Annotated in this window: 11 protein-coding genes; 7 read left to right on the plus strand and 4 right to left on the minus strand. The window is 68.2% G+C overall.

All coding sequences use genetic code 11. The features are described 5' to 3' along the window. Positions 1-83: 83 nt before the first annotated feature. Positions 84-1,199, plus strand: coding sequence for an alanine dehydrogenase (ald, locus tag PQB87_RS27100; protein WP_489242950.1), 1,116 nt, complete (start codon positions 84-86; stop codon positions 1,197-1,199). Positions 1,200-1,244: 45 nt separating this feature from the next. Here ald and polX read toward each other — a convergent pair whose 3' ends face one another. The 4 genes from polX to PQB87_RS27120 all read right to left on the minus strand — a co-directional run bounded on the left by polX (position 1,245) and on the right by PQB87_RS27120 (position 6,133). Then, entirely contained in the window at positions 1,245-3,011 is a 1,767-nt protein-coding gene (gene polX / locus PQB87_RS27105) for a DNA polymerase/3'-5' exonuclease PolX (RefSeq protein ID WP_489242951.1), read from the minus strand. Positions 3,012-3,159: 148 nt separating this feature from the next. Then, positions 3,160-3,552 (minus strand): TraR/DksA family transcriptional regulator, encoded by a 393-nt coding sequence (locus tag PQB87_RS27110; protein WP_034196043.1) that lies wholly within the window; start codon positions 3,550-3,552, stop codon positions 3,160-3,162. Positions 3,553-3,932: 380 nt separating this feature from the next. Then, the gene (locus PQB87_RS27115; protein ID WP_059683305.1) at positions 3,933-5,318 is read right to left on the minus strand and encodes an undecaprenyl-phosphate glucose phosphotransferase; all 1,386 of its coding nucleotides are present in this window, start codon (positions 5,316-5,318) and stop codon (positions 3,933-3,935) included. Positions 5,319-5,350: 32 nt separating this feature from the next. After that, a complete protein-coding gene (locus tag PQB87_RS27120) occupies positions 5,351-6,133 on the minus strand; it encodes a Crp/Fnr family transcriptional regulator (RefSeq protein ID WP_059683303.1) in 783 nt (260 codons plus the stop codon). A 922-nt stretch (positions 6,134-7,055) separates the two neighbouring features. Here PQB87_RS27120 and PQB87_RS27125 point away from each other — a divergent pair. The 6 genes from PQB87_RS27125 (at position 7,056) to PQB87_RS27150 (ending at position 13,978) form a co-directional block, all read left to right on the plus strand. After that, positions 7,056-7,838, plus strand: coding sequence for a Crp/Fnr family transcriptional regulator (locus PQB87_RS27125; RefSeq protein WP_181523074.1), 783 nt, complete (start codon positions 7,056-7,058; stop codon positions 7,836-7,838). 192 nt (positions 7,839-8,030) lie between these two features. After that, the gene (locus PQB87_RS27130; protein WP_113045213.1) at positions 8,031-8,282 is read left to right on the plus strand and encodes an acyl carrier protein; all 252 of its coding nucleotides are present in this window, start codon (positions 8,031-8,033) and stop codon (positions 8,280-8,282) included. Beyond that, positions 8,279-9,475 (plus strand): acyl-CoA dehydrogenase family protein, encoded by a 1,197-nt coding sequence (locus tag PQB87_RS27135; protein ID WP_059683299.1) that lies wholly within the window; start codon positions 8,279-8,281, stop codon positions 9,473-9,475. The genes PQB87_RS27130 and PQB87_RS27135 overlap by 4 nt, the downstream gene beginning before the upstream one ends. Then, a complete protein-coding gene (locus tag PQB87_RS27140; protein WP_113045215.1) occupies positions 9,472-10,446 on the plus strand; it encodes an amino acid--[acyl-carrier-protein] ligase in 975 nt (324 codons plus the stop codon). Before PQB87_RS27135 ends, PQB87_RS27140 begins: the two co-directional genes overlap by 4 nt. After that, complete coding sequence (locus PQB87_RS27145) at positions 10,443-11,501, plus strand: DUF1839 family protein (protein ID WP_059683828.1); 1,059 nt, start codon at positions 10,443-10,445, stop codon at positions 11,499-11,501. The genes PQB87_RS27140 and PQB87_RS27145 overlap by 4 nt, the downstream gene beginning before the upstream one ends. After that, positions 11,498-13,978 carry a glycoside hydrolase family 2 protein gene (locus tag PQB87_RS27150; RefSeq protein ID WP_489242952.1) on the plus strand — a complete coding sequence of 827 codons (2,481 nt, stop codon included), beginning with the start codon at positions 11,498-11,500 and terminating at the stop codon, positions 13,976-13,978. Before PQB87_RS27145 ends, PQB87_RS27150 begins: the two co-directional genes overlap by 4 nt. Positions 13,979-14,019 lie beyond the last annotated feature (41 nt).

The following is a 14,019-nucleotide window of genomic DNA, read 5'->3' on the forward strand; positions in this document are numbered from 1 at the left end:
GTACCGCGGTCGATACGCATCCGCGCGATCGGCCGCACGGCGCACCTGCACGACAACGATAACGAAGGCCATGGAGGCGACTCATGCTGATCGGCGTGCCGAAGGAGATCAAGAACCACGAATACCGTGTCGGCCTCACGCCGGCCGGCGCGCGCGAACTCACTCGGCACGGCCACCAAGTGCTGGTGCAGCGCGGCGCGGGCACCGCGATCGGCCTGCTCGACAACGACTACACGGCTGCGGGCGCATCGCTCTGCGACGGTGCCGACGAAGTCTTCGCGCACGCCGACATGATCATCAAGGTCAAGGAGCCGCAGCCGGCGGAATGCGCGATGTTGCGGCGCGGGCAGATCCTCTACACGTACCTGCATCTCGCGCCCGATCCCGGACAGGCCGCGGCACTCGTGAAGTCCGGCGCCGTCTGCATCGCCTACGAAACCGTGACGGGCCCGGGCGGCGGCCTGCCGCTGCTCGCGCCGATGAGCGAGGTGGCCGGGCGCATGTCGATCCAGGTCGCGGCGACCCACCTCGAAAGCCCGCGCGGCGGGCGCGGCCTGCTGATGGCCGGTGTGCCCGGCGTGCCGGCCGCGCACGTCGTCGTGCTCGGCGCGGGCGTGGTGGGCACCGGCGCGCTGCAGATGGCGGTCGGCCTCGGCGCGCGCGTCACCGTGCTCGACACCAACGTGAACCGGCTGCGCCAGCTCGACCTCGTGTTCGCCAACCGGATCGCGACCGTCTGCTCGAACGCGCACACGATCGACGAAGCCGTGCGCGATGCCGACGTCGTGATCGGCGCCGTGCTCGTGCCGGGCGCATCGGCGCCGCGGCTCGTCACGCGCGACATGATCGCGACGATGCGCACGGGGGCGGTCGTCGTCGACGTCGCGATCGACCAGGGCGGATGCTTCGAGACTTCGCACGCGACGACGCACGCGGACCCGACCTTCGTCGTCGACGGCGTCGTGCACTACTGCGTCGCGAACATGCCCGGCGCGGTCGCGCGCACGTCGACCTTCGCGCTGAACAACGCAACGCTCGGGCACGCGCTCGCACTCGCCGACAAGGGCTGGAAGCAGGCGATGACCGACGATCCGCATCTGCGCGCGGGCCTGAACGTGTGCGACGGGCACATCACGTACGAAGCGGTCGCGTTGGCGCTCGGCCTGCCCTACGTGCCGGCGGCCGGCGTGCTGGCATGACGTGACCGCCTTCACGCGCGGCGGGCGACGCGCCCGCCGGTGCGTTCATGTGCCCTTCGAGCCGCGGCGCCTGGACGCGCCGTCCGCTCCCATCGTGCGTGCAAGCAGCGGCCTCAATTGCGCGAGCGTGCGCGTGTTCAGCACGTCGGGCCGCGTCAGCCAGCCGCGTCGCGCCTGATCGACGCCGTATGCGAGATTGTCCAGTTCGTCCGTGCTGTACGCATCCGAGCCGATCGCCACCGGCACGCCGGACTTCGCGGCCTCGCGGCACCAGATGTCCGGCAGGTCGAGCCGCCGCGGCTGCGCGTCGAGTTCGACGAAACAGCCGCGCGCCGCGGCGTGCGCGATCACGCGTGCCACGTCGAGTTCGCACGCGGCGCGCTCGCCGAGCATGCGGCCCGTCGGGTGCGCGAGAATCGTGAAATGCGGCTGGTCCATCGCGCGCAGCACGCGCGCGGTCTGTGCGTCGCGCGACAACTCGAAGCCGTCACGTACCGCACCGACCACGAGATCGAGCCGAACGAGCAACGTGTCGGGCACGTCGAGGCTGCCGTCCTCGAGAATGCCGGCCTCCACTCCCTTGAGCAGCACGAAATCGTCGAACGACGCGTTCAGGCGGTCGATCTCGTCGAGTTGCCGGGCAAGCCAGTCGAAGCCGTTGCGGCCGCCACCGGCATCCGGTGCCCGGTCGGTGATGGCCAGGTACGCGAATCCGCGTGCGCGTGCCGCATCGGCCATCGCGCGCAAGCTGTCGCGGCCGGCCGATGCGTCGGTATGCGCATGCAGGTCGCCATGCACATGCTTGCGCTCGACCAGCGCCGGCAGCGTGCCCGCGCGCGCCGCGTCGATCTCGCCACGATCCTCGCGCAGTTCGGGCGGGACTTCGTGCAGCCCGATCGCGGCGTACACCGACGCCTCGGTCGCGCCGGCGATCCGTTCGTCGCCGCGAAACACGCCATATTCGTTGATCTTCAGCCCCCCGGCCTGCGCGATCCTGCGCAACGCGATGTTGTGCGCCTTCGATCCGGTGAAGTAGACGAGTGCCGCGCCGAACGCATCGGCATCGACGACGCGCAGGTCGACCTGCAATCCGTTCGCGAGCACGACGCTCGACTTCGTCTTGCCGTGCGCCAGCACGCGCGCCACCTCGCCGTAGCCGACGAACGCGTCGGCGACGGCCTCCGGATCGCGTGCGGTGACGAGGATGTCGAGATCGCCGACCGTCTCGCGGCGGCGGCGGAAGCTGCCGGCCGGCACGGCCTTGCCGACACCCGCAATCGCGCGCAGGCGTTCGAGCAGCGGCAGCAGCGAGTGCGCCGCATCCGGCAGCAGGAAGCGTTGGGGTTCGCGTTGCAGCCGGTCGTCGATCGCTTCGAGCAGATGGGCTTCGGTTTTCGCGCCGAAGCCGGGCAATTCACGCACGTGCCCGCTCTTCGCCTCGGCGCGAAGTTGTTCGAGCGAATCGACGTGCAGCGCGTCATGCAGCGCTTTCACGCGTTTCGCGCCGAGCCCCGGCACGTCGAGCAGCTCGACGATCGCGCCCGGCAGTGCGTGACGCAACGTTTGCTGCAGTTCGCAGGTGCCGGTCGCGGCAATCTCGCGCAGCTTCGACGCGAGATCGGGCCCGATCGACGGAATCTTCCCGAGATCGTCGCCGTTCGCGATCATCGTCGCGATATCGCGCCCGTAGTCGGCGATCGTGCGCGCAGCGTTGCGATACGCGCGCACCCTGAACGGATTGGCGCCCTGGATCTCGAGCATGTCGGCGATCTCGGCGAACACGGCCGCACACCCGGCATTGTGGATCGGCATGATCGGCGTGGCTCCCTTCCACGTGGATGGTGCCGCGCGCGTGCGCGACGCCGTCTGCCCGCGCGGTGCCGCATGCCGACGCCGCCGGGCGCACGTTCATCATCGTACGCCGGCCGTGCGTCGCGTGCTGCGACGTTGCGGCCCGACGTCAGAGGGTCGCGCGCGGCGTCGTGGCGTAGTGCCGCTCGTAGATCGACTGGCAATGCGTGCAGCGTTCGGCGGCCGGGCGCGCCAGCAGACGCTCGTAGCCGACCGAACCGTCGCAATCGATGCATTCGCCGTAGCTGCCGTCGCGCATCCGCTGCTGCGCGCGGCCGACCGCGCGCAGTTCGGTCAGTTTCATGCCGATCAATGCGTGATCGACGTCGACGAACAGGTCTGCATTCGCCTCGTCGCCCTCGTCCGGCGCCGCGCCGGCGAGATCTGCATAGGATTCCGACGCGCGCTGGTCTTCGCTCGTGCGGATCTCCGCACGTAACGTCTGCTCGCTCTCGTTCAGCCGCTGCTTCAGCGTCTGCCGTTGTTGTGCGTCGAGCGCCATGGCCGTCTCTCCTGTTCCGGGTTCCGCGCGGAAAATGATCGCGCGCAGTGTCGCGCCGGTGTGCGGCGGGCAAGGTTCGACCGGCGCCGCCGCGCCACGGATACGCGCCCGGACGCATCAGGCGCCGGACGCATTCGATGCAGGATAAACCCATTGAGCGGGTGTGTGTTGACCGGAATCAGCGTGCCGCGCGATGCACGCGAAGGCTCGCGTAAACTGGGGACGGACGCGAAAACGCGATGCAAGATTCACGCCGAAACGCCCGTCAGCGCAGCCGCAGCGCAGCAATTCGCCGCATGATCGCGTCTGTCCTTCGGTTCGACATCGATCCACCGACGAATTTGCCGGCGTGATTTACCTCACCGGACGATTCGCAATCCTCAAAAGGCATTCCGGCCAATAAAACCGCGCACGACCGTCAGCAGGATGATCTTCATGTCGAACCAGAAGCTCCAGTTCTGCATGTAGAACAGGTCGAACTTGACGCGCGCCTCCATCGCCTCGACCTTGCGCGTCTCGCCGCGATAGCCGTTCACCTGTGCCCATCCGGTGATGCCGGGCCGCACGCGGTAGCGGTACATGTAGCAGTCGATCAGTTGCCGGTAAAGGTCGTCGTGTTCGATCGCATGCGGACGCGGGCCGACGACCGACATCTGCCCGAACAGCACGTTGAAGAACTGCGGCAGCTCGTCGAGCGACGTGCGCCGCAGGAACGCGCCGACGCGCGTGATGCGCGCATCATTGCGCGACGCCTGCCGCACGACGCCCGGTTGTGCGCGATGCACGCGCATCGTCCGGAACTTCAGGATGTCGAACTCCCGGCCGTCGACGCCCTTGCGGCGCTGCCTGAACAGCACGGGCCCCGGCGACGACAGCTTGACCGCGATCGCCAGCAGGGACAGCAGCGGCAGCAACGGAATCAGCACACCGAATGCGAACAGCCGGTCGAACGCGAACTTCGCCCACAGCTCCGGCGCCGAGCGCGGCGTGGTCGCGAGATTGATCGCCGGCATGCCGAGCACGTCGGTCGCCGAGCGATCGACCATCGCCATCTGCCGCACATCGGGCAGCAGCCGCAATTCCACGAACTCGTCGCGCAACTCGCGGACGATGCGCTGGATCCGCCACTCGTGCGACATCGGCAGCGTAAGCCATACCTCGTCGATCTCGCCACCGCGAATCAGGTCGCGCAGCGCGTTCCAGTCGTCGATCACCGGCACGCCGCCGATGCCGCCGGCGGCAGCCGGTGCGTCGTCATCGAATACGCACGCCGCCACGAAAGGCCCCTGCGGCGCGAGCTGCATCCGCTCGACCGCGACACGACCATACGCCGTCGCACCGACCACCGCGACGCGACGCTGCCGCGCGCGCGGGTCGTCGCGCGTCAGTGCCAGCGCCAGCAGCGCGGCACGGCCGAGCAGCAGCGCCGCGTCGCCGGCCAGCACCGTGCGCGCGATCCAGCGTGTCGAGATCGTGCCGCCCCGGTTCATGATCCACATCGCGGCCGCCACCGTCAGCACGCTCGCGCAGACGAGCGCCACGATCGTCTGCGTCAGCGCATGCGTGCCGCCTTGCGGCGCCACGCTGCCGCGCACGGTGCGCAGGTAGCGCGGCAGCAACGCCACGGTCAGCACGCACAGCAGCGCGATCGCGCCGCGCTGCGCGTCGGACAGCGCGTGCCACGCGAGGCCCGAGGCCGCCTGCGCCGCGAGCGCGCCGGCCAGCACGAGTACGGCGTCGGTCGCTGCGATTGCGGCACGCCGCATCGCATTCGTTCCACCGAACCTCGGGTGCATCGTCACGCACCATGTGCGGGGAACCCGCGACGCTCGTCCGGCATGCGGGGCCGAACGGGTGTCGGCCTTGCCGTCCCGCGTGTGCCGAGCAGCCTGCGATAGTCGGCGCGAATCAGGTCGTAGCATTCGCACGCGTGATGTTCGAGGCCGTCGCGGTCGAGCACCGTGATGCGACCGCGGCGCTGCCGGATCAGCCCGGATTCCTGCAGGTTGCCGGCCGCTTCCGTCACGCCCTCGCGCCGCACGCCGAGCATGTTCGCGATCGTCTGCTGCGTGACCGCCAGTTCGTCGCCGTCGATGCGGTCGTGCGCGAGCAGCAGCCAGCGGCTGAGCTGCTCGCTGACCGAGTGATGCCGGTTGCACAGCGCGCTGCGCGAGATCTGCGCCATCGCTGCCTGGCAGTAGCTGAGCAGCAGCCGGTAGGTCGCCGGCGACCGCTCGAATTCGGCGCGCATCACGCAGCTCGGCACACGATAGGCCATCCCGCCGATGCGGACCTCGACCCGGTGCGACGCCGCGGCGCCACCGACCAGCGTCGCCAGACCGACCACTCCCTCGCGGCCGACCTGCGCCACCTCGACCATCGCACCGTCTTCCATCAGGTGCTGCACCGACATCATCGACGTCGTCGGGAAATGCACGTGGCGCATCGGTTCGCCGACCCGCTCGAGCATCCCGGCCTTGATCCTGACCAGTTCGAGATGCGGTGCGATGGTGCGGATGCTGTCCTCCGGGAGGGCATCGAGGATGGCATTCGCCGAGTAGCTCGAGTGAAGATGAAGCATGTCTGTATCCCTTTTATCGTCCGCGCCGCCTGCTGCCGCGGGCACGGAACTCGTTATCGCGATGCGCGCCCGGACGCCGGCAGTGGTTGCGGCCCACAACCCTGATTCCGACCGACCCTCGGCTTGTTGCCGTCGGATCGAATCGGCCGTCCCGTTTCGACACGCCAGCCCGAATAAGCGATTTACGTGCCAAACCATGCCCATCCTTAATATATGAATCACGCCCGATTTAGTTCACCCGAATTACCGGCCCAAAACCAAAAAAAGCGTCTCATTTCCGGACACTCTTCCGGGCGCCGGACACCGCAAGCTATTTGACTGATCATTTCCCCTGCATCGAACCGAGACAGACGCGGCGCGGCTGCCAGGCTTGTCGCTCATATACTTACAGTCAATTTTCAATTGTTTCCGTGATGTACCCGGCAGCACGTCGCTGCGGCACCATGCCTCGCACGGCTGTTTGAAACTGTCTCAAATTTGAATCGACACACTAAATTCAGGCTCTGTCACCTGACGCACATTTCGCACGCATATCGTTGATTTGTATCGATATTTTTCGAGCATCATTTAATTGTCAAATAGTGTTCAATGTCCGCCCGTGACTTTCTCCGCACGAAGCACGGCACCGGTCGATTGATTCCCGTTCGACATCGAATGAATGCCCACCGCCCCATTCGATTTCCGGATGATTAATTCCGCTAAAACGAATCATTAAATCCGGATAACATTCCAGCCCGCCAAAAAATGTCAAACTTTGTGAAATGACGCAATGTGCAATTGATCGAATTCAATGGCGTGTTAGCCTTTTCGCGAGTATCGTCACTCCATTTCTGACGAACACAAGTCCGCACGATCGTGCGAATTCCCCATTTTCGGGGTATCGCCGAGACGATGCGCGACCGCCACCCTACGAGGATGCGCCGTGACTCACCAGGCCCCTGACACCGTCGCGTACGCGAACGGCATGATCGAGCTGTCCCACAGCTTCGATGCGAACCGGTTTCTCGCGGCCGTCGACCGCGACGAGCTCGCGACATTCGCCCCCCACCTTCAACTCGTCCACCTGAAATCGGGGCAAGTGCTCTGCGAGCCCGGCGAAATGCTCGCCGCGGTCTACCTGCCCGTCACGACCGCGATTTCGCTGCAGTACGTGTCGTCCGGCGGCATGACGCTGGAAGTCGCGGAGATCGGCAGCGAGAGCGTGGCGTGCGACGACGTGATCGGCGGCAGCGGCCGGATGCCCTGCCGGGCAGTGGCCTGCCGCGACGGGTTCGTCTACCGGCTCGACCGGCGCGTGTTCGCCGCGGCGTTCGACGCGTCGCCGGTCATTCGCCATCTCGTGTTCGTCTGCGTGCGGCTGCTGATGGCGCAGGTCTCGCAGATCACGTTCTGCAGCCGTCATCACGTGCTCAAACATCAGTTATGCAGATGGTTCCTGCTCGCGTACGACCGGACCCGCAGCATCGAGATCCAGGTGACGCACAGCATGCTGGCGCAGATGCTCGGCGTGCGGCGCGAAACGGTCACCGATGCCGCCGGCGAGATCCAGAAGCTGGGCCTGATCCGGCAATACCGGAGTTCGATCGAGCTCGCCGACCTCGACGGTCTCGAGAAGATGTCGTGCGGCTGCCGCGCGATCGTGCGTGACGAGATGAAGCGCATCCTGTCGGCCGACTCGGGTGTGCCGGCCGCTTCGCGCGCCTGACCCGCCTGCCCCACCTGCCCGCGCGGCGCTTCGGCGCTGTGCTTCCTCGGTACGCAGGGTTAGCGGTTTGTAGGGTGGCGAACAGAACGCCGTGTCTGCCAATGGTCTACTGATGCCGGACTGCCGGGGGGACGTCAGCGCGTATGCCGCGTCTGCCCCGAGCGGACGACACCACGCACGCCGGAGCAGCACGTGAAAAACGAAATCAGAACCATCCTGAAGCACGTCGCCCACCTCGAAGCCGCGATCGATTCGATCGGCGACGGGGACGACCTCTACGAAGCGGGCCTCTCGTCGCTCGACACGATCCAGCTGATGCTCGCGATCGAGAGACAATTCAACATCGAGATTCCCGACGAGATGCTGAACCGCAACCTGTTCCGCAGCATCGACGCGCTCGCGGACACGATCGCCACGCTGCAACGCACCGAGCATTCCGCATGAGCGCGCTGCTTCCCGAACTCGCGACCGACAGCGATGCGCATCGGCTCGACGAGGCCGCGCATGCCGTCGCGCAGATCGCCGCGCAGCACGCGGACGCGGTCGACCGGGACGCGCGCTGCCCCGTCGAGGCGATCGAGGCGATGCGCGCGCGCCGCCTGCTCGGCGCAATGGTGCCGACCCATCTCGGCGGCGCTGGCGCGTCGCTGGAGGACATCGCGTCGGCCTGCTCGATTCTCGGCCAGGCCTGCGCGTCGTCGGCCATGGTGTTCGCGATGCACCAGATCCAGGTCGCCTGCATCGTCGATCACGCGGTCGACCAGGGCTGGCACAAGCTGTTCCTGCAGCAACTCGTGCGCCACCAGTGGCTGCTCGCATCGGCTACGTCGGAAAACGGCGTCGGCGGCAACCTGCGCGCGAGCCAGTGCGCGCTCGAAACCGACGGCGGCGAGTTCCGGCTGCGCAAATCCGCGCCGACGATCTCGTACGGCGACTATGCGGACGGCATCCTCGCGACCGCACGACGCGATGCGGACGCCCCGGCTTCCGAGCAGGTGCTCGTCACGCTGCTGCGCGACGGCTACACGCTCACGCGCCGCGGCGAATGGGACACGCTCGGGATGCGCGGCACCTGCAGCAACGGTTTCGAGCTCGACGCGCAAGGCGCCGCCGTCCAGTGCCTGCCGGTGCCGTTCGCGAAGATCGCCGAGGAAACGATGGTGCCGGTGTCGCACATCCTGTGGGCCGCGGTCTGGATCGGCGTGGCCGGCGACGCGTTCCATCGCGCGCACCAGTTCTTCCGCGCACAGGCACGTCAGACCGACGGCGCACCGTCGCCCGCGTCGCGACGCATCGCCGAATCGCTCGCGCTGATGCAGGCCATGCAGGCCCGCGTCGACAACGTGCTGCGCCTCCACGCGAATGCGACCGCGCGCTCGTGGTCGGCCGGCATGGCCTGGGCCGCCGAGATCAACACGCTGAAGACCTACGTGTCGACGACCGCGCTGGAAGTCGCGCACCAGGCCATGATGATCTGCGGGATGGCCGGCTACAAGCAAGGCACGCCGTTCAGCATCGGCCGCCACATTCGCGACCTGCATGCGGCGCCGCTGATGATCAGCAACGACCGCATTGCCACCAACACCTCGAACCTGCTGCTCGCGCTGCGTCCTGCGACGCTGGAGAAACATACGTGAACGATCGCCTTGCCGTGCCCTCCGCCGCCTCCGCTCCCGCCGACGCACCGCTCGACCGCGCGGGCGTCAACCCGCTGCGCGACGAACTGATCGACGCGGGCCTGCTGGTCTCGACCGGCATCCAGGGCCTGTTCGGCCGCAGCGAACGGTTCGAGCGCGTCGTGGAAGCGCTCGACGCGTTCGTCACGCGCATCGGCGCCGACCAGCAGGCCGAAGTGCTGCGCTTCCCGCCGGCCATGAGCCGCATCGAGTTCGAGCGCAGCGAATACATGAAGAGCTTCCCGCAGCTCGCGGGCAGCGTGCATGCGTTCTGCGGCGACGAGCATCAGCACCAGCGCCTGTTGCAGTGTCTTGATCGCGGCGACGACTGGACCGAAAACCAGAAGCCGACCTACGTCGTGATGACGCCGGCCGCGTGCTACCCCGTCTACCCTGTCGTCGCACGCGCGGGCGCGCTGCCGGCCGACGGCCGGATCGTCGACGTATTCTCGTACTGCTTCCGCCACGAGCCGTCGCTCGATCCGACCCGCATGCAGCTGTTCCGGATGCGCGAATACGTGCGGATCGGCACGCCCGAGCAGATCGTCTCGTTCCGCGAGACCTGGATCGAGCGCGGCACGCGGATGATCGAGGCGCTGCGCCTGCCCAACGCGATCGACCTCGCGAACGACCCGTTCTTCGGGCGCGGCGGCAAGATCGTCGCGAACAGCCAGCGCGAGCAGAACCTGAAGTTCGAGCTGCTGATCCCGATCGAGCACGACGATCGCCAGACCGCCTGCCTGAGCTTCAATTACCACATGGACCATTTCGGGCTGCTGTGGAACATCCGTACCGCGACGGACGAGGTCGCGCACACGGGCTGCGTCGGCTTCGGCCTCGAACGGCTCACGCTCGCGCTGTTCCGCCATCACGGCTTCGACCTCGATGCATGGCCGCGTGAAGTCCGCGACGTGCTGTGGGGCACGCGATGAGATTCGTGTCCCGCGACGGCGAAGACGCGTCGTTCGAGGATGTGCGCCACCGTGCGCGCCACTACCGGCCGCATCCGCTGCACAGCCAGGAGATGGTCTGGAAGCAGACCAACTGCTACGTCGACATGTGGCTCGAAGTGCTCCGGTGGTGGGGCTTCAATCCGTACGCGGCGCTGCCGTTTACGATCGCGCTCGATTTCGAGGGCGACCAGTTCACGTTCTTCAAGTTTCCGCACGACGAACTGGAGCGGCTGTACGGCATCGTCGTGCAGGAGCACTCGATCTACGAACCGCTCGACCGGCACATCGAGACGCAGGTCGCGCGCGGTCACCTGATGATCGTCGAAGTCGACGCGTGGTTCCTGCCCGATACGCGCGGCAGCAGCTACCGCACGCAGCACACGAAGACGACGATCGGCATCGATGCGATCGACCGCGCGAATCGCCAGATCGGCTACTTCCACAACAGCGGTTATTACGTGGCCGAGGATTTCGACTACGACGGGCTCGTCGGCGGTAGCTCGCCGATGACGCTGCCACCCTATGTCGAATGCGCGAAACGGCGGTTTGCGCCGCTCGACGAGCGCACGCTGTGCGAGACGTCGCTTGCCGCGCTGCAGCGCCACCTGCGGCGCCTGCCGGTGGTCGACCCGATCGCCGCGTTCCGGCGGCAGTTGCAGACCGATGCGCGGACGCTCGCCGATTCGCCGCTCGAGCGCTTTCATGCGTACTCGTTCAACTCGGTGCGGCAGCTCGGCGCGAACTTCGAGCTGTTCGGCCATTACGCGCGCTGGCTGCAGGCCAGCGGTTGCGTCGGGCCGTTCGCCGAGATCCGCGCCGCGTGCGACCGCATCGCGTCCGAGGCGATGGTGCTGGAATTCCGGCTCGCACGCGCCTGCGCGCGCGGCAAGGAGGAACGCGGCGATTCGACGCTCGAAGCGATCGAGGCCGCCTACGCGGACGTGGTCGCATGCGCGCGGCAGATCGGCTTGCCGCTGCGGCACATGACGCCCGTGCACAGCGACGCGGCGGCACCCGTGCCGGTCATGCGGTGACGCGCACGCGCGCCCTGCCCACGTGGTCGATGCTGGCGACGGCCGCGGGGGCCGCACGGGAACCGCGCGATCTCCCGGCCGCCGGCAACGGCTGGATTCCGGCGGCCGTGCCCGGTACCGTGGCACAGTCGCTCGCGCTCGCCGGCCGGCTCGACGAAGCCGTATCGCTCGACGAGCGCGACCACTGGTACCGGATCGAACTGCGCGGACACGGGCCGCGCGTGCTGCGCTTTCACGGCCTCGCGACGCTCGCGCAGGCGTGGCTCGACGACACGCCGATCCTCCGCTCCGACAGCATGTTCGTCGCGCACGACGTGCCTGTATCGCTCAACGGGTCGCACCGGCTGACCCTCTGTTTCCGCGCGCTCGCCCCGCACCTGCGCGACGCGCGCGCGCCGCGCCGCGCGCGCTGGCGCACGCGCCTCGCGGAGCCGGCGGCCCTGCGCACGATCCGCACATCGCTGTTCGGGCACATGCCGGGCTGGTTTCCGCCGCATGTGCCGACCGGCCCGTGGCGGCCCGTGGACGTGCTCGATCCGGCCGACGGGCCCGTTCTCGCCGATTGCAACCTGCACGCGCGCATCGAAGGCGACACCGGCTGGCTCGACGCGGACCTGACGTTCGCCGCGCCGCTGCCCGACGCGCTCGCGGCACGGCTGTCGTGCGGCCAGCACCACGCCACGCTCGAACGTGCGGGCCCCGATCGCCTGCGCGCAAGCGTCGCGGTGCCCAACGTGTGCCGCTGGTGGCCGCATACGCACGGCGAGCCGGTGCTGTACGACATTGCGCTGCATATCGGCGCCGAGCGTCGACCGCTCGGCGCGACGGGCTTCCGCACGATCGAGGTCGACCCGGGAGCCGACGGCAAGGGCTTCGGGCTGCGCGTCAACGGCGTGCCCGTGTTCGCACGCGGCGCGTGCTGGAGCAGTGCCGCGCCGCTCGCGCTGCACGCGGACGACGCCACCTACGCCCGCCTGCTCGGGCTCGCGCGCGACGCCGGCTTCAACATGATCCGCGTCGGCGGCACGATGACCTACGAGGCCGATGCCTTTCATGCGTGGTGCGACCGGCTCGGCCTGCTGGTCTGGCAGGATTTCATGTTCGCGAACTTCGACTACGCGCTCGACGATCCCGCGTTCGCGGACAACGTCGATCGCGAAGCCCGACAGTTCCTCTCGCGTCACGGCGCATCGCCGTCGCTTGCCGTCCTGTGCGGCGGCAGCGAGATCGCGCAGCAGGCCGCGATGTCCGGGCTCGGGCCGAAGCAGCGCTTCCTCGAGCTGACCGCCGACCGGCTGGCCGGCCATGCGGCCGCATGCCGGCCCGACGTCCCGTACGTGCCCGATTCGCCCGACGGCAGCGTGCTGCCGTTCATGCCGCGCGAACGCGTGTCGCACTATTACGGTGTCGGTGCCTACCTGCGCCCGCTCGATGACGCGCGCCGCGCGGACGTGCGCTTCGCGAGCGAATGCCTCGCGTTCTCGAACGTGCCATGCGACGCGACGCTCGCCGAGCTCGGCTGGCCCGGCGTGCACGAGCCGCGCTGGAAAGCCGCCGTGCCGCGCGACCCCGGCACGTCGTGGGATTTCGAGGACATTCGCGACCACTATCTGCAGACGCTGTACGACGTCGCGCCCGACCGGCTGCGGCGCGAGGATCCGGCGCGCTACTTCGAACTGTCGCGCGCGGTGGTCGCCGACCTGATGCGCGAGACGTTTTCCGAATGGCGGCGCACCGGCTCGCGCTGCGCCGGCGCGCTGGTCTGGCAGTTCCAGGACGTGATGCCGGGCGCCGGCTGGGGGGTAATCGACGCCGCGCACCGGCCGAAATCGGCTTGGCATGCGCTGCGCCAGGTGCTGCAACCCATACAGGTGCTGCTCGTCGACGAAGGCCTGAACGGGCTCGACGTGCATGTCGTCAACGAGCGCCCCGCGCCGCTGTCGGCGGCGCTCGAACTGGTCGCGCTGCGCGACGGCCGCACGGCGGTTGCACGGGCCGGCTGCCCGGTTCGGATCGCCGCGCACGACACCGTGCGGATCGGTTCGGCCGAGCTGCTCGGCCGCTTCTTCGACTGGACCTACGCGTACCGCTTCGGGCCCTGCGAACACGACACCGTCGTCGCGACCCTGCGCGGCGACGACGGCACCCTGCTGTCGCAGGCATTCCATTTCCCGTCCCGTACGCATCCGGCCGTGCTGGCACGCCGCGAACTCGGGCTGGAGGCGTGTGTGTCGCGCACCGGCGACACGTGGCACGTCGACATCGATACACGGCACGTCGCACGCCATGTGCAGATCGATGCGCCGGGATTCGTGCCGCGCGACGACTGGTTCCATCTCGCGCCCGGCACGCCGGCGCGCGTGGTGCTCGTTCCGCTTGGAACGGCCGGGAAGAATGGGGCCGCGGATGGGCCGCCGGCCGTGGAAATCCGCGCAGTGAACGCCGCGCGCGCGGTGCGCGCCACGCAGGCCGGTTGACGCGGCGCTCGCGGCTGCGCAAGCCGCGAGCGCCGTGGTCG

This window comes from Burkholderia sp. KL41, assembly GCF_057005415.2.

Bases quoted from the DNA above. Each gene is read 5' to 3' on its own strand.
- PQB87_RS27120 (WP_059683303.1), bottom strand. From the start codon at position 6,133: ATGCTTCATCTTCACTCGAGCTACTCGGCGAATGCCATCCTCGATGCC.
- polX (WP_489242951.1), bottom strand. From the start codon at position 3,011: ATGCCGATCCACAATGCCGGGTGTGCGGCCGTGTTCGCCGAGATCGCC.
- PQB87_RS27145 (WP_059683828.1), top strand. From the start codon at position 10,443: ATGAGATTCGTGTCCCGCGACGGCGAAGACGCGTCGTTCGAGGATGTG.
- PQB87_RS27110 (WP_034196043.1), bottom strand. From the start codon at position 3,552: ATGGCGCTCGACGCACAACAACGGCAGACGCTGAAGCAGCGGCTGAAC.
- ald (WP_489242950.1), top strand. From the start codon at position 84: ATGCTGATCGGCGTGCCGAAGGAGATCAAGAACCACGAATACCGTGTC.
- PQB87_RS27115 (WP_059683305.1), bottom strand. From the start codon at position 5,318: ATGCGGCGTGCCGCAATCGCAGCGACCGACGCCGTACTCGTGCTGGCC.
- PQB87_RS27135 (WP_059683299.1), top strand. From the start codon at position 8,279: ATGAGCGCGCTGCTTCCCGAACTCGCGACCGACAGCGATGCGCATCGG.